A 20,275-nucleotide genomic window follows, 5' to 3' on the forward strand; every position below is an offset into this window, starting at 1 on the left:
CTGTAACCGACCGTACGGAACCGCACGCGCACTGCATCCCGGCATCCTCCAGACGGGCGACGACGCGACGCCTCGGGCCGGCCGGGCGAAGAGGGGAGAGAGGAAGGTCTGCGCGGTTGCACGGGTCTGCCGCCACCGCTGGTGGCCAGGGACTCCTTCGGCCGCCGGACGGCGTTCCGGCCCCGGCCCGCGTCCGCCTGTTCAGCCGGAGCCGGGGAGGAATTCGGCCGCGATCGGCTCTCGGAGGAGCGGGGAGACGCCGCCTCCCGTCGCCCGCGCGACCGCTTCCCGCCCCGCGGGGGGTCCGGGCGCGCGCGGGCCGCATAAGCTCTGCTGTCATGTCGAACCCTGATGAGCTGCTGGTCGCCATCTCCGCCGCGGTGGAGTCCGAGCGGAGCAATCAGATGTCCCTGACCGTTGTCGTCGGCGGTGCCGTGATCACCGGTCGGCTGGCTCCCGAGGCCGTGTGGCGGGAGCGGGTGGCGGAGGTCCTGAAGGACTCGGACCGGCTCCGCCCGTTCTCGGACGTCTTCGCCCGCGGTCCGCGGGGGAGCGGACCGGGTCGCGGCGAGCCGCCCACGCATCTGCACTTTCACCTCGCCCGGATCCTGCAGGGCAGCCTCGGTATCCCGGAGACGGGCGGCATGTACCGCGTCGCGATCAAGGACGTCAGCGCATGGACCGTAGGCGATCTCAGCTACTTCGACCAGTGAGACGCCGTCTTGGCCACCAGACCGGCCGCTCGGCATGAGGGCCTGGAGGCACCCCTGGGGACCATGGTCGTCCGCTTCGCGGGCGCACCGGCCGACGATCACCCGTGGAGCGAGCGGGCTCCCGGCCTGTCGCCCTTGAAGCGCTGACCCATGGCGATCTCATCGGCCACCACCGACCAGACGCTCTCGTCGTCCTGGAAGGGAAGCGGGTCGATGCTGCTCGTCTCCGCACGGATCCGGTCGACCTCGCCGTCCAGGCGCTCGAACTCGGCCTCCTCGTCGCCGCCGAAGGTGAACTCTTCGAGCAGGCGCTGGAGCCGGAGGGTGACCTGGACGAGGGAGGAGACGTCCGTGTGGAGTTCCCGCACGGTCTCCTCGTCGGGGCCGAAGGCGTGCACCGTGCCGGATACGGGATCGAGGGCGAGGTGCGCGTCGAGCAGCCAGCCGATGACGGGCCAGTCACCCGCACCCTCGGGGACGTCCTCCGACTCCTCAAGGTGGACGACGTCCTGGACGAGGGGCAACAGGCCGTCGTCCGCGTCGGGCTGACGCAGCAGGAGCGTCCCGGTGGGGACGCCGACGTGCTGCAGGAGGCGGGCGCCCTCGGTGTCCGCGGCGGCGGGCGGGAAGGCGCCGGCGGGGATGGTCGCGAGCCGGTCCTCGCCGAAGATGTCGACGAGTTCGCTGCGGGTGACGTCGAAAAGCACTGCCAGGACTCCGGACTCCGCGGCGGCACGGGCGCCGTGGGACTCTTGGTGGACGGAAGCGGTGACAACAGCTTCGCGGACCGAGGCGCTTCCGGCGACTCCGGCTCCGCCCCGCCCGCCGTGCCCTCATGACGTAAACCGCGGGCGGGGACTTCGACCGTCTGTCCGCGCTCGGCACACAGGCGGGGCCGCCGTACTGCACGAAGGAGTACCGCCCGGTCGCGGTCACCGCACAGGGCGTACGGCGTGGCAAGCGCGCGAACTACGGGCACACGTACGCCGATTCCTGCCTGCGGGCGTCCGAGTAGACCAAGTGCTCGGTGTGCGGGCGGCGTTGCGGCCCGGGACGGCCGGCATCCCGTTCCGAAGTCAGGCGTGTCCGCCGGCACAGAGGGCAACCGGAGACCACGGAGAGGTCGCTGAGCGCATCTTCGGTCACGACGGATGACCGACGGCAGGGAGGTGGATGACGATGTGGTGGATCTGGCTGGTCGCCCTCGTCGCGGCGGTGGCATTGCTCGCCGGGGCGGTGGTCCTCGTTCAGGCACGACGCCGGTCGGGGACGGTGATCGCGGTCAACCGCGGGCGCGTCGGCCGGGGAGGCGGACGGTGAACACGCTCGTACTCGCCTCCGAACTGTCCGGACGAGTGGTGGTGACACTCGGCGGGGAAGCGGTCGCGCAGATCAAGGACGTCGTCTTCGACGGGCCGGCGGGCCGGATCACCGGCTTCACCCTCAGTGGGCGCGGCCTGCTGGCCGGACCGCTGAAACAAAGCCTTCGCTTCTCCGATGTGCACGCGGTCGGCCCGTCGGCGGTGATGATCGTCAGCCAGGCCCTCCTCGAAGACCGGGACGCGGTCGTCGGACGCGGCGAAGCCGATCGTGGCCGAGTCCTGGGTGCGCCGGTCCTCACCGAGGAGGGCACCGACATCGGCACCGTGGCGGACGTGGTGATCGAGACGGGGACGAGCGGTCGGGTGGTCGGCTTCGAGGTCGCCGCCAACGACAACCTCGACCGACGGCACCGCAAGGTGTTCGTGCCGCGCGGCCAGTCACTGGCCGTCTCCGGCGAGGCCCTCGTCGTACCGGCGCAGGCACAGCGCTTCATCGCCGACGACCTGCCCAGCTTCGCCGCCCAGGTCGAAGCCTTCCTCACTCACACGCGGCAACGCTGACCCGGCGCCGCTCCGCCCGACGAAGGAGACTCGCGATGCTCTTCTCCCAGGCCTTCGGCCTGCCGGTGATCACAGCCGACGACGCGACCAGCGTGGGCAAGGTGGCCGACCTGACCGTCGACGCACACGACGCCACGGTGGCGGCGGTGCGGTTGTCCGGGGCGGCCGACCGCGCCGAGCTGGCTTGGAGCGCCGTGGAGGCAGTGGGCCCGGACGCGGTGATCGTCCGCTCGCGCGTCACTGCCGAGCAGGGACAGGACCGTGTCCCTGCCCATCACCGGGCACTCGGGAGCCGGGTACTGACCGAGCACGGTGTCGAGCACGGAACAGTGAGGGACATCGCCTTCGACCCTGTTTCCGGTCGCATCCTCACGCTGTACACCGCCCTCGGCGAGATCGCCGGCGCGCGCTTGATGGGACTCGGCTCCTACGCCATGGTGGTGCGCGCCGACCCTGCCTGAGGCCGGAACAAGCCCCAGCCTGCCGTTCAGGGGTTTCTCCGAGGAGCGGTTGACGAGAAGTGCGGGCGGGGTCCGGGCACGGCCCCGGCGGCCGGGAGCGGGAGCTACTTGTGTTTCCCGCCGTTTCCGCCGCTTCCGTCACTGCCGCCGTTTCCGCCGCCGCTCACCTGGCCGTTCCCCGCGTTGTCCGTGCCACCGGAGCCGTTGCCGGACCTGTCGTTGCCGGAGGCACCGGCATTCCCCGCCGTACCGTTGCCGCCGGCCGCGCCGCCCTTGCCGGACCTGTCCGCGCCGGCGGACCTGCTCGGCTCGGCCGTGGCCCGCGCCAGTTGCTCGGAGCAGTACGCGGGGACCTTGTCCTTCCCGCCGGCGGCTGCGACGAGCCGCCGCCAGGCAGCCGCGTCGAGCGCCTTGCCGCGGTCCTCGACCTGTTCGTAGGCCCGGCAGTGGGCTTCGGTGTCGTGGGCGGGGGCCGGGCGGTCCGTCGCGCCGGAGCCGGCGGAGGGCGCCGACGAATCCCCTCCGCCGGGCCGGTCCGGGACCACCGCCGACGGGCGCGCGCTCGGCCGGCCGGCACCGTCGTCGTCCGTGGACGAGCCGGCGGAACCGATGGCCGCGACCGCGACCCCGCCCAGGGCGAGGCTGGCGAAGACCGCGCCGAACGTCAGCTTCACGGACCGGCGGGCACGCCGTTGCGCGGCCGGGCGCCAGTCGTCCCGGCGTCGGGTACGCGCCGCGGGTACGCCCGCGGCGTGGGCGTCCCGGAAGGTGGCCAGGGCCCGCCGCTCGGCCTCGGGGTCGAGATGGCCGTCGCGTATGACGGAGGCCAGCACCCTTTCCAGGGCGGCGAGGTCGGGTGCGTCCCACGGTCCGGACCCGGCGTCGTCACCAGGGTGCACACGTCTGCGGCCCCGAACCCCGTTGCCGCTCAGCCGTTCACCCATGTCCGATTCCGTTCTTGTCCGACAGCCCTGGTCCGGTCGGCGTACTGCGTCTGGTGCCTTTGCGCCCGCCCGATGTCGCCGTTGCCGTTCATTTCGACTCCCCCAGCGCTCGGGAGGCCTCATCCGTCACACCCTCGCCCGGCTCGCCGCTGACGCCCAGCTGCCGGGCCAGGCGTTTCAGACCGCGGTGGGCGGCCGTACGCACCGCTCCCGGGCGCTTGCCGAGGACGCGTGCGGCGGCGGGACCGTCCAGGCCGATGACGACCCGCAGGAGCACGGCCTCGGCCTGGTCGGGCGGCAGCCCGCGGACCAGTTCCAGGGCCCGCCCGGTGGAGAGGGACTCCAGAGCCTGGTCATGGGTGTCGTGGCGGCCGGCCAGGTGCAGTATGTCCTGCTCGGTCCCGCCGGCCCGGGGGCGCACGCGCTGGCGACGGACATGGTCCAGTGCCCGGTGCCGGGCGATGGTCGCGGTCCAGCCGCGGAACCCGGCCCCGTCCCCCCGGAAACGTCCGAGGTCACGGGCTATCTCCAGCCAGGCGTCTGAGGCCACGTCCTCCGCGTCGTCGCCGACGAGTCCGCGCAGGTAGCCGAGCAGACCCGGCTGCACGATCCGGTAGGCGACCGCGAAAGCCGTCTCGTCGCCGCCCTGGGCCCGCGCGACCGCCGCGCCCAATTCCCCGTCGTACGCCTGTACGCGCCGGGATTGCCGTACCTGGCCCAAGACCGTCCTCGTTCGTACCTGGTTCACAGCGAGTCCGTGCTGCCCGCCGTGCTCCGGTCGCAGCGACGGCCCCCATGGTGACCAGCGTCCGTCCTCACAGAAGTGTCACAACGCACCACCGGCCCCTCACGTCGGCGCCGGGACCGGCTCGCGGTCCGGCCGGGTGACGTTTCCCGCCACCCGTGCGCTGGCTGATACGGGTTGCGGCAACACACCGCGCGAGGCGACCGCCCGTCGGCTCCGTGACCCATCCCGGATCCCTCTCCGTGCCGTCGCCCACTCCCCCCGTGAACGGCACGGAGAGGGACGGGTCCGCCGGACCTGTGATGCTCCGGCATCCTCGTGCGCTCCTTCTGGCATGAGTGCGAATCTCCGCCTGCGAGCGGTGCCGCCCCCGGCACTGCGCAACAGCGCGACCTGGCTGGAGCGGTTGTTCGAGAACGAGGCGGACGCCTCCCGGCACCGGGAGGAGGTGCTGGACAAGCGCTACCCGGACCAGGAACGCATCTACGCCGGCGCTCCCGCGCAGGGTGCCGGGGACCGGCCCCAGAGCCAGGTGGTGCTCGGTGGCCGGCCGCTGTTCCGGCCCGACCGGCACAAGCCGCCGTTCCTCGTGCTGACGGCGGCCCAGGCGCGCCGGGTGGCCGAGTTCCTGACGACGGCCGACTTCGACGCGCTGTGGGCGTTCGCCCGTGACGAGCTGCTGCCGCGCTACGGCGGCCCCGCCGCGGAACGCGAGACGTGGAGTGCGTTCGCGGCGGCACACCAGGAGCTGCGGGCGTTCTACGCACAGACGGCCGAGTCCGGGGACGCGGTGGTGAAGGTGCCGGCAGCCTGAGGCACGGAGCGCGCGCAAGCCCCCGTCCGCGTGCTCCCCCCGGCCCCACCGGGCTCGGGTGTAACACTTCCGGCCCCGTGCGCTCTTTCCATGGGGACGACCGCGTCGGTCGGCCAGGACAGGGGACACAGCGCGTGCAGGGGACGGACGGAAGAGGCGAGGCGTACGGCGAGGACCCGTACGCCGGCGCCGGGTACGCGTATGCCGGTGCCTACGGCGATGAGTACGGCAGCGGCCTCACGACCGGCACGCCCGCGCCTGCCTGGGACCCGGTGCCCCCCGCGCAGTGGACGCATCCCACGGCCCACCCCCCGGCGACGGGGCCGGGCCCCCGCGTCACCGCGGATCCCCTCGTCGTCACCGACCCCTTCGTCGTCCCGCGCCCTCACGCCACCGTGGATCCCCTCGTCGCCACGGATCCCCACCGCCCCGGCACACCCCTCCACCCAGCCGGGCCGAGCCCCGCCGCGTCCCCGTGGGGCTCCCCCCACGGGGACGTGCTCACCGTGCCGTTCCCGGAGCCGTCTTCGGAGCCGGGCACGCCCGGGCCTCCCGGCCCAGGACCGCAGCCAGGGGCGAGCGGACCGGTGCGGGCCGTCTTCGTCGCTTCCTCGGGCCGGCGCCAGCGCCAGGCGCTCCGCGCGGCGCGGCTGCTGATGATCCCCGGGGGCGTCCACGCCGCCGTGCCGGCCGAGGCCGCGGAGGCGGTGGGGTGCGCCCGCGGGTTCCGCCCCCCTTCAGCAGCCGGCACCGCACGAAACCACGCAGTGGTACTGAGAGACAGGGATCCGAGACCATGAGCGGACACCGTCGCCGACCGCCGCAGCGTTCCGGACGGAGGAAGCGGGCGACCCAGCAGAAACGTTGGATCGACTACCCGCGCCGAGGCCGGACCGGACCGCGCCGCTGGCTGCCGTCCATCCGCCAGTTGCTGGCACTCCTCCTGCTCTTCCTCGGCGGCACGGCAGCCGCCGTCGGCTACGCCTACGCCACGGTCACCATCCCCGACCCGAACCCCACGACGCTGTTGCAGAACAACGTCTACTACTGGTCGGACGGCACGGTCCTGGCGACCGACGGCAGCGTCAACCGCCAGAACGTCAGCCTGGCGCAGGTGCCCGCGGACGTACAGGGAGCCTTCATCGCCGCGGAGAACGCCTCCTTCTACACCGACCCGGGCGTCGACCCGCAAGGCATCCTCCGCGCCGTCGTCCACATGGCCCGGGGCGACTCCGTCCAGTCCGGCTCGACGATCACCCAGCAGTTCGTCAAGAACACCTACCTGGACCAGTCCCAGACCCTCTCCCGCAAGTTCAAGGAACTGCTGATCTCGTCCAAGATCGGCGCCTCCATGAGCAAGCAGGAGATCCTCCAGGGCTATCTGAACACCTGCTACTTCGGCCGCCAGGCCAACGGCGTCCAGGCCGCCGCACGCGTGTACTACGACCTGCCGGTGGAGAAGCTCGATGCCGGCCAGGGAGCCTTTCTCGCCGCCGCGGTCAACGAGCCGAGCCTCTTCCAGTACGCCGACTCCGACCCCACGGCCAGGAAGCGGGCCGAGGCACGCTGGTCCTGGGTGCTGGACCGGATGGTGGAGACCGGCAGGCTGTCGCCGCAGCAGCGCGCCCGGTACGCGGCCGCGGGTTTCCCGGCCCCCAGGAAGTGGGCCCCCGGCTCGGGGCTCACCGGCCAGACCGGCTACCTGGTCCAACTGGCCAGGTCGTACGCCCAGACGCACGACCGCACCATCACCGACAGCAGCCTGAGCCGGGGCGGGTACCAGATCCACACCACCTTCGACAGGAAGAGGACGACGGAACTGGCCCGCGCCGTCGAGGCGGTACGCAAGCGCCGACTCGACCCCGCCCATCGGCCCGTCGACCGGAACGTCCAGGTCGGAGCCGCCTCGGTGGACCCCGGGACCGGCAGGATCCTGGCCGTCTACGGCGGCCCCGGCTTCGACCGGGCCCACTACTCCGACAACGCCGACACCTCCGGCGTCCCGGTGGGCTCGACGTTCAAACCCGTCGTCCTCGCCGCCGCGCTCCGGCACGGGGCCGTACTGCAACCCGGCAAGCCCCCGGCGCCGATCACCCCGGCCAGCAAGTTCAACGGCGACGACGGCATCAGGATCAAGGACCAGCAGGGCAACTACGTCACGGACGACAAGGACCCCACCGGTCTCCTCCACCAGCGCAACGACACCACGCAGCGCTGGGGGTACATCTCCCTGCGCAAGGCGATGGAGCAGTCCGTCAACACGCCGTACGTGCAGCTGGGAGAGGACGTCGGGTACCGGAACGTGGCGAGGACGGCGCAAGCCCTGGGCCTGCGCCCCGACAGCCTGGCCGCCCCCAGCGCCGGCTTCTACATCGGCACCTCGACACCGAGCGCCATCCGCATGGCAGGCGTCTACGCCACCTTCGCCGCCTCCGGTGTGCAGGCCGGTCCGTACTCGGTGACCAAGGTGGTCCACAACGGCTCGACGCTGCCGGGCTTCACCGCCCCCGCCCCCGTACGGGCCCTGCCGGCGACGGTCGCCGACAACGTGACCGACGTACTGCGCGGCGTCACAGCGCGGGGCACCGGCACCAAGGCCCAGGCCCTCGGCAGGCCCGCCGCGGGCAAGACGGGAACCACCGACGACTACCGCTCGGCCTGGTTCATCGGCTACACCCCGCAGCTCTCCACCTCCGTCGTCCTCTTCCGAGAGGACTCCCAACACCCACAGCTGCAGTCCATGGCAGGCGTCGGCGGCCTGCAGAAGGTGTTCGGCGGCGACATCCCCACCGAGATCTGGACCCGGTACATGCGCGACGCCCTCGCCTCCCTGCCCGTCGCCCCCTTCCCGGCACCCGCCCCCCTCGGCCACGGCACCGACCAGCCCGGCGCTCCGTCCCCCTCCCCTTCCCCCTCCTCCTCGGCGACACCCGACAAGCGCCCCGGCAAGACCGGCAGGACCGGCAAGGGGACGACCACCACCACCCCCGCACCCGGCGCGCCCACCCACCGCACCAAGTGCCGCCCCCACAAGTGCCGGTGAGCGCATGCCGACGGCCTCGGGACCGACGCCGGCCTGGCGCGGGACGGGCGAAGGCGCCCGGCGAGACCAAGTCGCCGGGCGCCTTCGGAGGAACGAACTCACCCCTTACGAAAGGAGCTTGTAGCCGCTCCAGCCGCTCGCGATCCGCGTCCGCGGACCGAACGAGCCCTTTCCGTCACCGCTGTTGCGCCACACGTCGCCACCGGAGTCGCGCGAGACCAGGTCCGGCCTGCCGTCGTCCGTGATGTCGCCGACCCCGACGACCGCGTTGTACGAGCCGCCCCAGTTCGACAGCACCTTGACGCGGGCCGCGAACGTGCCGTCGCCCTTGCCGTCGTAGCGGTAGAGGTTGTTGGACGTGTCCTGGGCCAGGAGGTCGGCCCTGCCGTCGCCGGTGATGTCACCGGTGCCGACGATCTTCTTGTAGCCCTTCCAGTTGTCGTAGAGCTTGACGCGGGAGGCGAGCTTGCCGTCGCTCGTCCCCTTGTAGAGGTAGACCGCTCCGGTGGACGAGTTCCTCGCGAGCAGGTCCGGGCGTCCGTCACCGCTCACGTCGCCGGGCGAGGTGAGCGCGTTGTACTGCGTCCAGCCGCTGGTCGCGAGGGTGGTGTACGACGTCGACGGCTTGACCGCCGCCCCGCAGCCCGGCTTGTACAGCCGCAGCGCGCCGCTGCTGTAGCGGACGAGGACGTCGTTGCAGCGGTCGCCGCTGAGGTCGCCGAAGGGGATCGCCGTGATGGTCGTGGGCCAGCCGGTGCCCGTGTACCTGTCCCCGAACCTGCCCGTCCCGGTGCCGCTGTGGAAGGTCAGCCCGCCCGAGGAGTTCAGGGTGAGCAGGTCGCCGCGGCCGTCCGGGCCCTCGGGGCTGACGAAGTCGCGGCGCACCGCGGCCCCGCGCTGCAGGTAGCCCTTGCCGCTGGTCACCGTGCCCGGCGTGGCGGTGCCGAGGCCGGTCGCCTTCAGGGTCCAGGTGAAGTGGCCGTTGGGGAAGTAACCCCCGCTCGCCGTTCTGCCGTTCCAGGTCGCCGTCACCCGGTCCGGGGTCGCGCCTCCGGTGAGAGTACGAGTGGCCTTGCCGTTCGCACCGCTCTGGACCGAGGTGAAGGTGAGCGACCAGGAGGTGACCGGGCGGGACAGCACCCAGGTGCCCTGGAAGGACACTCCCGGGGCCACGTAGTCGCCGACCGACGTCTCGAAGGCCGTCACGGCGGACGGGGCGATGCCCGTGGTGGTGACGTGGGTGCGCTCGTAGTCGTCGAACCAGGCCACCAGACCGGTGTACTCGTCGACCGTCCAGCGGTAACGGCGGTCCGTGCTCGGGCCCTTGCCGGCCAGGTCGGAGGCGATCGTGCGAGTGGTGCCGGTGGCCGCCTCGGTGAGCACCAGCGTGCCCGCGCCATGGTCGTGGCGGACGGTGAAGCCGTCACCGAGAAGCACGTCGCCGGGGCTGACCGCCGTCGACGTACCGGCCCTGGTGTCGTACACGCCCGCCGAGTCCGTTCCACAGGCCCAGTACACCCAGCGTCCCGCCGCCTGGAGTTCGCTCGGCACACAGGCCAGACCCGGGACGGTCACCGTGGTGAGCGTCTTCGCCAACGGGATGCTGTACGAGGTGAGCCGGCCGGCGGTGGTGGTGGCGCTCCACAGGGTGGAGCCGTTCAGGGCCGCGGCGCGCACGGACCGCTTCAGCTTCTGGCCCTGGCCGAACTCGCCGACGTACTGCGCCGGGGTGGTGCCGCCGGAGTCGAAGACGGCGTAGTCGTCGGAGACGTCGACGATCCGGCCGCCCTGGCCGCCGAAGTCCAGGTAGTGGCCGCCGATTTCCACCAGCCGGTCATCGCCGAGGCTCTCGCCCTCGTCGGTGCCGCCGTTCGCGTCGAGGTAGACGTCCCGGGCGTCGAGGTTCCCCCACAGCGCCGAGCACGTGGTGCCCTCGTACGGGCAGAGGGCGGCGTGGATCGAGCCGCTCGCCGTGGCCTCGGACGCCGTGAGCGTGGCGGAGCCGTCGGTGGTGAGGGTGCGCACGGACGTGGTGTCCGCGGTGGCGTTCGGGTCGTCCTCGGCGACACGCAGGCTGCCGCGGCTGAGCGCGATGCCGGTCTTGGCGTTCTCCACCGCCGGGGCCTGCTGGACCTTCTGCAGCTTCAGCGTGCCGTCCTCGGCCTCGCTCACCCGCCGCACCCACCAGTCGGTGGCGTCGGTGCCGCCGCTGACCAGCGCACTGCCGTCACCCGCCGCCAGCGTGTACGCGCCGGCGCTCGCCAGCAGGGTCTGCTGCACCGAGGGGTCGTCGACATCGACCGCGAGCAGCCTGGAGCCGAGTGCGCTGGAGGACAGCGGCAGCAGCAGCCAGTCGCCGACCAGGACCGGGTCACCGTCGAGCGTGCCCGGGTCGGCGGGCAGCGTGACGACCTGCTCGGCAGCGGTGAGGTCGGTGCGGGACTTCAGGTGCAGCTCGGCGGTGCCGGCCTGGTACCAGCCGATGCGGTCCTCGCTCATGACGTAGTGCGAGGCGTACGTGGCGTTGGTGAACACGGTGGTGTTCACGGCCGACGCGATGTCGATGTAGCGGAGCGTGCCGAAGGTGCGCTCCGCCACGAACACACCGGCGGAGTCCGCCGCGAGGACGTCCTCGCTCCCCACGCTCGTCGCGTCACCGGTGACCTTGCGGGTGCGCCACTCGCCGTCGACCTTGTCGATCAGGGAGTTGGTGGTGACGATCGTGTCGCCGGCGAGGGCCCGGTAGTAGCCCTGGCCGTATTGGACGGAGCCGTTCCAGCTCACCTTCCTGGAGGTGGCCGTCGCAGGGTCCCACAGGGTGGCGTACGCGTCGTTGGCCGTGGCCGGCAGCGCGACCAGGTCGCTGTCCGAGCCGTACCAGGCATCACGGCACGCGGAGCCGATGTACGTGCAGCCGGTGCCGGGGGTGTAGACGCCGTCGGCGTTCTCGACGGCGACGGTCCTGCCGGTCGAGTAGTCGGTCCACAACAGTCCGGTCCTGCCGGTCTGCCGGTGCAGGAAGCCGGTGTCGCCCGCGACGTACGGGCGGTCGGTGCGTGGTGTGGTGGAGCTGGGGTCGACCAGCGTGATCGCGGTGGTGTCGGCCTCGGTCGCTTCCGCGGAGCCGCCGCCCTCCGACAGGACGACGACGGACGCGGCCACGACGGCGACCGCGAGCGAGGAGACGGCGGCGGCCGGACCGCCCCGTCTCAGGGCGTGTCTGCCCACGTGATGTTCCCTCCCCGCGAGGATCCGCGCCCTCGCACAAGTGGCCGGATCTTACCCGACTCTTACCAGACGGGTGGTGACGGCAGGGGGACCGCTTGATCACGTTCACAACAACGAACCCCAGGCCGGTAAGTGATCAGCCGCCCATCCACCACCGCACCGACGCGACCACCGCGAGCAACAGGGCCGGCCCTGTGCACCACCACCGCATGACCCTCCGTACGGGCGGCAGCACCCACAACACCGCCGCGGCACCGGCCGCCCCTATGGTGAGGACGCACGCCAGGACGATGGCTGCGTACGCGTCGTCATCCCAGGGCCCGGACGGGCGGATGGTGAGCGCCGCCCAGCAGAAGCAGGCAGCGATGACGGTGAGCAGGAAGAGTGGCACGGCGAAGACCAGGCGGAGGCAGCCGCGGTCGTCGTCCACGGGGGAAGGGCTGTTCATCGGCGCGGTGCGCTCCTTGCGTCGTCCAGGTGGCTCATGAATCCTCGTCCGTGGGCTCGGGCGTTGGCCATCTACAAGGGGACCTGCCAGCCATGACGTACAACCTCCTCACCGTGGAGTCCCTGAGCCTCGGCACCGTCACAGCGGCACTCGCGCGGTGTCTGAACGTGCGCGAGCAGGAGGTGGACGTCGCCGACGAGGACACCGACCAGGAGCTGCGCAACTGGGACGCCTTGGTGTTCTGCGAAATGGCAACGGTGCTGGGGGACGTGTCCACGTCCCTGGACATCTACGTCCAGGAGTCCGTGCAGCCACAGCCCAGCGAGCGCCGGCTGGCATCGGCCTTCGCCCGGGTGGCAGGTACCGTCGTCCTCTTTCCCGCCGAGGAAGTGCCGCCGAGCGCGTACTGGCTGGCCACGGAAGACGGGCTGATCACAAGAGCACGCCTGTACGACTCGGGCGACGAGGAAGCCCACTACGTGATGGACAGGGTCGAGGCCCCCGTCAGCCGACTTCCGCGTGTCACCGTCGCCCGCATCCCCGAAGTGGTCCGCGAACTGAGGATCGCCACCCCGGTCCTGGACGTTTTCGCCGGGCATCTGCACCGCATGTTCCCGGAGGAGACCAACACGCCGGGAACAGCGTTCTGGGAAGCGAGGAGTTCCCTGGGGGCCTGGGAGAAACTCGTCCGGCACATGGAATCCGCATGGGCCCCGTCCGGCTGGTGTCCACCTGATCTGTACCTTGAACGACTTGAGGCGAGGGACGAACTCGAGCGGGTGAGCGAACAACTCCCCGGGACGGTCTCCGCACTGATGCACAACGCCCTTGAGTCCTTGGACGCCCTCTTCGCCGGGCTGACAGCCGACGACACCGACGGTCTCCTCCGCAAGGAGCTGCTTCCGGCGGAGGGCACCGCCTCGCCCCACGGATGGTGGTGGAACCGCCGCCCTGAGCCCCTGCCCTGGTGATACGGCGGGCCGGCACCCCGCTGTACTCCGGCTTGGCCGGCCCCTGCCTGAGACGCGCTGCGTACTGTGGAACGGGTGACGAGAAGCGAACTCGCGCTCTCAGCTCGGGAAGCTGTGGAGGTGCGCTTGGCGTGGTCGGGCATGAAGAACCCGCTCAGTGTCTTGTCCAGCGTTCCGGTGCTGAACGAGACGAAAACTGATAAGGCCCGTCTCGGCCGACCCTTGTGTTCCTTGCACTGGGGCAGTTGTCACCGTCCCGGTTCGCCCGCCGACGGAGGGCAGCGTGTCAGGGGGCGCCGTCGTTGTCCCAGAGGCATCCTGGGAGCACTGGTGAGCGGCGGGGGCAGCCGACGAGAAGGGTCCGGTCATGCGGGAGTCGTCGCAGGGCGTTACGGTCGTGGCTCTCCTGGCGGATCCGGACGCGCCGACGGAGATCGCGCAGCGCTTGGCCCAGGTGCTTCCTGCTCGACTCGCCGACAAGCCGGGCCAAGGGCGGCGGTTCGACGTCGAGGTGGTCAGTGAGCCGTTCACCGTGGGGACCGAGGACCTGTCAACGTTGACGCGCCGGATCATGGACCGCAGGCGTGCGGAGCATTGGGACATCGTCGTCGCCCTCACCGACCTTCCGCTGCACTCGCACGGGCGCAAGCTCGTGGTGGATCTGAGTCATGAGCTCGGCTTGGCACTGCTGTCCCTTCCCGCGCTGGGAGGTCTGCGGTTTCGCGGAAGGGCCCTGCGGGCGGTGGAGGAGACCGTGCTCAGCTTGGCGAGTCGGCAAGCCACTGGAGCCGGGGAACCTCCGCAGCGCCAGCCGCTGGGACGCTTCGTCAGTCGTCTTGCGCCTGTTCACCCGGGCCCGATCGGTGAGGAGGAGACCACCGATCTGCGGTACGTCGTCAGCGGGCCGCGCGGTTACCTGAGGGTGCTCGGCGGCATGGTCCGCGCCAACCAGCCGTGGCGGTTGGTGCCGGGTCTGTCGAAAGCCCTGGCGGCCGCACTCGCCACGGGAGCGGTCGCCACCGTGAACTCCACCGTCTGGGGCCTGTCCGAGGCCCTGAGCACGCCGCGTCTCGTGATCGCCATGGTCGGGTCCGTCGCGCTCATGATCGGCTGGCTGATCGTGGATGCTCACCTGTGGCATCGATCGACGGAGGCCTCGCCGGAGGAGAGGAAGAGGACGGCTCTCTACAACGCGTCCACGGTCGTGACCGTGGGCATCGGCGTGGCCGTCTGTTACGCGGGTCTGTTGGTCATCAACTTGGCGTGGGCGCTCTTCATCCTCAACGACGAAGTCTTCGCCGAGATGACACGGACCCCGCTGCAAGCCACGGAGTACTGGACGCTGTCCTGGTTCGTCGCTTCGATCGCCACGGTGGGCGGCGCGCTGGGATCCGGTCTGGAGAGCGACGAGGCGATCCGGGCAGCCGCCTATTCCAAGCGCGAACAGGAACGTCGCCGCATGCTGGCGGACGACCACGGTGAATAGCTGGTGACCTGAGTCGAAGAGGTGTTCTTGGCCGGTGGCCGGCCGAGTACGAAAAATCTGCTGATCGTTCGACGAAGGGTCGTTTCACGTCGAATGTCGACGGGGACCCGCACCGCACGCCGTCGGAGTGCCGAAGCTCCGCCGAGCAGGCCGGCGGCGGAACCACCGTTCCACCTGATCCGGGTGAACGGCCCGCAGAGGCGTGCCGGAGCCACGTACCCCGTCATGGCAACTTCCGAGAGTCAGGCTCTTTGCGCCGTCTCGTCATCGCCGTGCCGCGGTCATGCCGCGACATCGAGGGAAGTCATCATGAAGGCAGCGGTATATGAAGGACCGCGAACGGTCACAGTGAAGGACGTACCGGACGCGAAGATCGAACACCCCTGCGACATCATCGTCAAGATCACCACCACCAACATCTGCGGTTCGGACCTGCACATGTACGAGGGCCGCACCTCGTTCGAGTCCGGCCGCACCCTGGGACACGAGAACATGGGCCAGGTCGTGGAGGTCGGCTCGGCCGTCCGCAAGGTCCAGGTAGGCGAGTACGTGGTCCTGCCCTTCAACATCGCCTGCGGGTTCTGCAAGCAGTGCGAGCAGGGGCTGACCAACTACTGCCTGACCATGCAGCCGGAACCGGACCTCGCGGGAGCCGCCTACGGATTCGCCGACATGGGCCCCTACCAGGGCGGCCAGGCGGAGCTGCTGCGCGTGCCCTACGGCGACTTCAACGCGCTGCGTCTGGGCGAGGACGCCGCCGAGCGGCAGACCGACTACGTGATGCTCGCCGACATCTTCCCCACCGGCTATCACGCCACCGAGATGGCCCACGTCAAGCCGGGCGACCAGACCATCGTCTTCGGTGCCGGTCCCGTCGGGCTGATGGCGACCTACTCCGCCCTCCTCAAGGGCGCCGGCCGCGTCTGGACGGCCGACCACCAGCCCGACCGGCTGCGCAAGGCGGAGGAGATCGGAGCCATCCCGATCAACACCGCCGAGCAGAACCCGGCGGAGGTCGTCAAGGAGGCCACCCTCGGTCTGGGCGCCGACAACGGCTGCGAATGCGTCGGCTACCAGGCGCACGACCCCGAGGGGCACGAGGACGCCAGCCTCACGCTCAACGGCCTGATCGACTCGGTCAGGTTCACCGGTGACATCGGCGTGGTGGGCGTGTTCCTGCCCCAGGACCCCGGTGGCGCGGAGGCCCAGGGAGAGATGGAGGCCCAGGGCAAGGTCCCGATCGACTTCGGCATGATGTGGTTCAAGGGCCAGCACATGGGGACCGGGCAGGCGCCGGTGAAGAAGTACAACCGCGCCCTGCGGGACCTGATCGCCGGCGGGAAGGCGGAGCCGAGCTTCGTCGTCTCCCACGAACTCAGCCTCGACGAGGCCCCCACCGCCTACGAGCACTTCGACGCCCGTGACGACGGCTGGACCAAGGTCGTCCTGCACCCCGACGGACACGGCAACGGCCACAAGCAGTAGGGAGCACAGGGCCGCCGCCCGCCTGCTCCCCCCGACACCGGGCCGGCCGACGAGCGGCGTCCGACCCCGGCTCCGGCCGGGGCCGGACGGGCAACCGTCGCCTGCGCTCCTGTCGTATCCGGCAGTGGGGACCAACCGTGTCCGGCTCACCACTGCGCTGCCGGCGGGTGACAGAAGCCGAGGATTGGCAGTGGTCCACGCGGAAACTCCGCCGTTGTCCACTCTGCGCCTTTCACCTTCTCGCTCAAGTGGCCGGCCTTCCGTTCACCTCACCGCACGTGGGGAGCACTCATGAAGACAGACACCCGTTCCACCTCCCGCCTCCAGCACGATCCGCTCGTCCGCGGCCTCGGCTGGGCCAGCGCGCTCCTGGGCGTGCCCCAGGTCGTCGCCCCGGCGGGCTTCGCCCGGGCCTTGGGCGTCGGCGACGCCTTCCGGCACCGCTCGGCGACGACCGCCGTCGGTGTGCGCGAGCTGGCGGCGGCGACGGGGCTGCTGGGGCGACCGCATCCCGCCTGGCTCTGGGGCCGCGTCGGCGGCGACCTCATGGACCTGACGATGCTGACCCGGGCCCTGCGGAACCACAACGGCCGCGGCCTGGGCCGCACCGTCGCCGCGACCGCCGCGGTCACCGCCCTCACGGTCACGGACGTCTACGCGGCCGTGACCCGCACCCGTAGGAGCACCCCCATGGACCTGACCGCGACCACCACCGTCAGCCGGCCCCCGGACGAGGTCTACGCCCTCTGGAGGGACCTGGAGCGGCTGCCGGACTTCATGGCACACCTGGAGGAGGTGCGCGTCACCGGCCCGCGCACCAGTCACTGGCGGGCCGGCGCGCCGTTCGGCAAGACGGTCGAATGGGACGCCGAAACCACGGAGGAAGTCGCCGGCCGGCTGATCGCCTGGCGGTCGGTGGACGGCGCCGACATCGACAACTCCGGCGAGGTCCGCTTCGAGCCCGCCCCCGGCGGCCGGGGCACGGAGATCCGGGTGACCCTGCGCTACGACCTGCCCGGCGGGGCGCTGGGCCAGGCCGCGGCGCGCTACTTCGGCGAGGAACCGCACCAGCAGCTGGACGACGACCTGCGCCGCTTCAAGCAGATCGCGGAGACAGGCGAGGTCGTCCGCTCCGAGGGCGCACCCGGCGGCAAGCGGGCCCGCGGAGAGTTCCCGCAGCACCCGGCCCGGCCGCTGACCGAGGACGAACTGAAGGAGACCCTGGCATGAAGGCGAACTGCTGGACGGGACGCAACTCGGTCGAGGTGCAGGACGTCCCCGACCCCTCGATCATGAACAGCCGCGACGCCATCGTGAAGATCACCTCGACGGCGATCTGCGGCTCCGACCTCCACCTGCTCGACGGCTACGTCCCCACCATGCAAAAGGGCGACATCATGGGCCACGAGTTCATGGGAGAGGTCGTCGAGGTCGGCCCCGGCATCACCGACGGCAAACTGCGCGTCGGCGACCGCGTCGTCGTGCCCTTCCCCATCGCATGCGGCGCCTGCGCGTCCTGCCGCGCGGAGCTGTACTCCTGCTGCGAGAACACCAACCCCAACGCGGGCATCTCGGAGAAGTTCTTCGGCCATCCCACCGCCGGTATCTACGGCTACTCCCATCTCACCGGTGGCTTCGCCGGCGGTCAGGCCGAGTACGCCCGCGTGGTGCTCGCCGACGCCAACGCCCTCAAGATCGAGTCGGACCTCACCGACGAGCAGGTGCTGTTCCTGTCCGACATCCTGCCGACCGGGTACATGGGCGCCGACATGTGCGACATCCAGGAAGGCGACGTCGTCGCCGTCTGGGGCGCCGGTCCGGTAGGCCAGTTCGCCATGGACAGCGCCCGGGTCCTCGGCGCGGAGAAGGTCATCGCGATCGACAAGGAGACCTACCGGCTCGACATGGCCGCCGCCCAGGGCTACACCACCATCAACTTCGAGGACACCGACGTCCGGTCCGCCCTGCTCGAACTCACCGGCGGCCGGGGCCCCGACAAGTGCATCGACGCGGTCGGCATGGAGGCCACCCACGGTGCCTCCCACGTCCACCTCTACGACCGCGCCAAGCAGGCGGTCCGCTCCGAGACCGACCGGCCGCACGCCCTGCGCCAGGCCATCCTGTCCTGCCGGAGCGGCGGCGTGGTGTCGGTCATCGGCGTCTACGGCGGACTGATCGACAAGTTCCCGGCGGGTGCCTGGATGAACAGGTCCCTGACCCTGCGCACCGGGCAGTGCCACGTGCACAAGTACATGAAGCCGCTGCTGGACATGATCGAGCAGGGCAGGATCGACCCCACCCGGATCATCACCCACCGACTGCCCCTGACCGAGGCACCGACCGGCTACGACCTGTTCAAGAACAAGAAGGACCACTGCGAGAAGGTCGTCCTCAAGCCGTGAGGGCACCGGCCGCAGCACCGGGGAAGCCTGGCTCGCCGCCTCACTCGAACCTGCCCCGGGAACGGAAGGAGAGCCTGAAGGACCGCTACCTGTCCGTCGACCGGGTCGCCGGACTGCTCGGCGCGCCCGCCGATTTCCCCGGCGGCTGATCGTAGAACGGCGCATCCGGTACGTGAAGGCCGGCCGGCATGTGCGCAATTGCGGAGAACGGGGTCGAGGAGTTCACGGGACTGGCGCGCTCCTGATGCGGGGGCGGTCGACTTCCGCGTCCACGCCGAGAAGTGGGTCGAGGAACGGGAGCCGGCCGTCCGAACCGAGGATCTGTACGGACACCTACTGCGCGGCGTATCGCCACCGTCGCCCAGGTCGACGCCCTTGCCGACGCGAGCGGTATCCGCTGGCGGCTCGTGGTCTACCTCGGCGCCTACGGCCCGATTGCGCCCGGAAGAGCCGGCCGGCCTCCGCCGCCGGGACGTCCACGCCGACAACCTCGTGATCCGCGTCCGCCTCGCCGAGCCCGAGCGGACCAATGGCAAGCGCGCTCCCGCCCCACCAAGTCCGGCGCGGACGTCCGAGTCGTCGTACCTCGCATGGTTCACCGAGAAGGAACCTGACGGCCTGGTCTGGAGCGCGCCACACTGGGCACGGCGTCGAAGGACGCCGCCCGAGGTGCTTGCGTGAACGGGCTCCGCGCTTGGTGCCGCTGTCTCCGTCGACCAACCCGGGGACACTCGGCGAGTGCACAGCCCGCCGGTTGGGTCGGAGGAGCCGATGCGGGTCTCTTCGTCGCGTTCCGCGCGGGCGAGTGGTCGATGCCGGCGGGCGACTTTCCGGGCCGTGGTCTCCTTCGGCCAGACGGCGTTCCGGATACGGCCCGAGCCCACGTGTTCAGCCGGAGCCGGTACTGCCCGCCGATTCGCTGGCGGCACGGCGGTACTCGGCGTTGATGCGCTGCGCTTCCTCGAGCTGGTCCTCGAGGATGACGATGCGGCACGCGGCCTCGATCGGAGTCCCCTTGTCGACGAGCTCGCGGGCGCGCGCGGCGATCCGCAGTTGGTAGCGGGAGTACCGGCGATGTCCTCCCTCCGAGCGGAGCGGAGTGATCAGACGAGCCTCACCGATGGCCCGGAGGAAGGCCGGGGTGGTGCCGAGCATCTCGGCCGCCCGGCCCATCGTGTACGCGGGATAGTCGTCGTCGTCCAGACGATCATTCAGAGGGTTGTCCGATGTCATGTCACCTCGCTGTGCAACGCGTCGAGGGGCCCTGGTGCCGTACGGCACCAGGGCCCCGAAGGAAATTGAACACCATCTGTCGGCCCTACTGCTGTGCCGACCTTCTGTTTCCGCTACCCGGCCCGGCAGAGGGGGGTGCGGGGGATCGCAGCTGCTTGACCGGGGACCACCATCCATTCCGGGGTCTTGCGGTACCCGGGCCGAGTGTCTCGGGCCGGGCGATCCTGATGGCGTCTGCTCCTCCGTTCCTCTTCGAACCAACCACTGAGTGAACCGGTACTGCTTTGGCAGCTCCCGGGCGTGCGAGCCGCCCAGTGCGGCTCTCGGTCCCGTCACCGTTCTGGGAACACTCTGGCTTCGAGGCTCGAGAGCCGCACTGACCTGCGTACTTCGTATTCAGCCACCGCCAGTTCGTGTCT

General features: G+C 70.9%; 17 protein-coding genes and 2 pseudogenes. 13 read left to right on the top strand and 6 right to left on the bottom strand.

Features of this window, described 5'->3' with window-relative positions; all coding sequences use genetic code 11:
• Positions 1-338 precede the first annotated feature (338 nt).
• Positions 339-713, top strand: coding sequence for a hypothetical protein (locus tag S1361_RS21050; RefSeq protein WP_208033357.1), 375 nt, complete (start codon positions 339-341; stop codon positions 711-713).
• A gap of 98 nt (positions 714-811) precedes the next feature.
• On the opposite strand, the gene S1361_RS21055 is transcribed toward S1361_RS21050, so the two are convergent.
• Positions 812-1,420, bottom strand: coding sequence for an SUKH-4 family immunity protein (locus tag S1361_RS21055; RefSeq protein ID WP_208033358.1), 609 nt, complete (start codon positions 1,418-1,420; stop codon positions 812-814).
• 152 nt (positions 1,421-1,572) lie between these two features.
• Here S1361_RS21055 and S1361_RS40350 point away from each other — a divergent pair.
• The 4 genes and pseudogenes from S1361_RS40350 to S1361_RS21075 all read left to right on the top strand — a co-directional run.
• Positions 1,573-1,728: pseudogene (locus S1361_RS40350) on the top strand (SSI family serine proteinase inhibitor); the annotation flags it as partial.
• Between the two features lie 158 nt (positions 1,729-1,886).
• Complete coding sequence (locus tag S1361_RS21065) at positions 1,887-2,033, top strand: hypothetical protein (protein WP_208036979.1); 147 nt, start codon at positions 1,887-1,889, stop codon at positions 2,031-2,033.
• Positions 2,030-2,596: a PRC-barrel domain-containing protein gene (locus S1361_RS21070; protein ID WP_208033359.1), complete on the top strand. Its 567-nt coding sequence runs from the start codon at positions 2,030-2,032 to the stop codon at positions 2,594-2,596. The genes S1361_RS21065 and S1361_RS21070 overlap by 4 nt, the downstream gene beginning before the upstream one ends.
• 35 nt (positions 2,597-2,631) lie before the next feature.
• Positions 2,632-3,057 (top strand): PRC-barrel domain-containing protein, encoded by a 426-nt coding sequence (locus S1361_RS21075; RefSeq protein ID WP_208033360.1) that lies wholly within the window; start codon positions 2,632-2,634, stop codon positions 3,055-3,057.
• 104 nt (positions 3,058-3,161) lie between these two features.
• Here S1361_RS21075 and S1361_RS21080 read toward each other — a convergent pair whose 3' ends face one another.
• Positions 3,162-4,001, bottom strand: coding sequence for a hypothetical protein (locus tag S1361_RS21080; RefSeq protein WP_208033361.1), 840 nt, complete (start codon positions 3,999-4,001; stop codon positions 3,162-3,164).
• A gap of 88 nt (positions 4,002-4,089) precedes the next feature.
• Complete coding sequence (locus tag S1361_RS21085; protein ID WP_208033362.1) at positions 4,090-4,722, bottom strand: RNA polymerase sigma factor; 633 nt, start codon at positions 4,720-4,722, stop codon at positions 4,090-4,092.
• A 358-nt stretch (positions 4,723-5,080) separates the two neighbouring features.
• Here S1361_RS21085 and S1361_RS21090 point away from each other — a divergent pair, with 358 nt between their 5' ends.
• Both S1361_RS21090 and S1361_RS21095 read left to right on the top strand, forming a co-directional pair.
• Positions 5,081-5,560, top strand: coding sequence for a DUF1877 family protein (locus tag S1361_RS21090; protein WP_208033363.1), 480 nt, complete (start codon positions 5,081-5,083; stop codon positions 5,558-5,560).
• Between the two features lie 796 nt (positions 5,561-6,356).
• Positions 6,357-8,603 (top strand): transglycosylase domain-containing protein, encoded by a 2,247-nt coding sequence (locus tag S1361_RS21095; protein ID WP_208033364.1) that lies wholly within the window; start codon positions 6,357-6,359, stop codon positions 8,601-8,603.
• Positions 8,604-8,708: 105 nt separating this feature from the next.
• Here S1361_RS21095 and S1361_RS21100 read toward each other — a convergent pair whose 3' ends face one another.
• Complete coding sequence (locus tag S1361_RS21100) at positions 8,709-11,831, bottom strand: FG-GAP repeat domain-containing protein (RefSeq protein ID WP_208033365.1); 3,123 nt, start codon at positions 11,829-11,831, stop codon at positions 8,709-8,711.
• Positions 11,832-11,967: 136 nt separating this feature from the next.
• On the bottom strand, positions 11,968-12,279 hold the full coding sequence (locus S1361_RS21105) for a hypothetical protein (RefSeq protein WP_208033366.1): 312 nt from the start codon (positions 12,277-12,279) through the stop codon (positions 11,968-11,970).
• A 92-nt stretch (positions 12,280-12,371) separates the two neighbouring features.
• On the opposite strand from S1361_RS21105, the gene S1361_RS21110 reads away from it, so the two are divergent.
• From S1361_RS21110 to S1361_RS40355, 6 genes and pseudogenes are all read left to right on the top strand, one after another.
• Positions 12,372-13,250, top strand: a complete 879-nt coding sequence (locus S1361_RS21110; protein ID WP_208033367.1) for a hypothetical protein — start codon at positions 12,372-12,374, stop codon at positions 13,248-13,250.
• A gap of 367 nt (positions 13,251-13,617) precedes the next feature.
• On the top strand, positions 13,618-14,736 hold the full coding sequence (locus S1361_RS21115; RefSeq protein WP_208033368.1) for a hypothetical protein: 1,119 nt from the start codon (positions 13,618-13,620) through the stop codon (positions 14,734-14,736).
• Positions 14,737-15,045: 309 nt separating this feature from the next.
• A complete protein-coding gene (locus tag S1361_RS21120) occupies positions 15,046-16,221 on the top strand; it encodes a glutathione-independent formaldehyde dehydrogenase (protein ID WP_208033369.1) in 1,176 nt (391 codons plus the stop codon).
• Positions 16,222-16,512: 291 nt separating this feature from the next.
• Entirely contained in the window at positions 16,513-17,451 is a 939-nt protein-coding gene (locus S1361_RS21125) for an SRPBCC family protein (RefSeq protein WP_208033370.1), read from the top strand.
• A complete protein-coding gene (locus tag S1361_RS21130; protein ID WP_208033371.1) occupies positions 17,448-18,623 on the top strand; it encodes a zinc-dependent alcohol dehydrogenase in 1,176 nt (391 codons plus the stop codon). The genes S1361_RS21125 and S1361_RS21130 overlap by 4 nt, the downstream gene beginning before the upstream one ends.
• 74 nt (positions 18,624-18,697) lie before the next feature.
• Positions 18,698-18,868: pseudogene (locus S1361_RS40355) on the top strand (excisionase family DNA-binding protein).
• 643 nt (positions 18,869-19,511) lie between these two features.
• Here the strand turns inward: S1361_RS40355 and S1361_RS21135 are convergent.
• Positions 19,512-19,856, bottom strand: a complete 345-nt coding sequence (locus S1361_RS21135) for a helix-turn-helix domain-containing protein (RefSeq protein ID WP_208033372.1) — start codon at positions 19,854-19,856, stop codon at positions 19,512-19,514.
• Between the last annotated feature and the right edge of the window lie 419 nt (positions 19,857-20,275).

Origin of the sequence: Streptomyces cyanogenus, assembly GCF_017526105.1 — a bacterium.
Classification (GTDB): Bacteria; Actinomycetota; Actinomycetes; order Streptomycetales; family Streptomycetaceae; genus Streptomyces; species Streptomyces cyanogenus.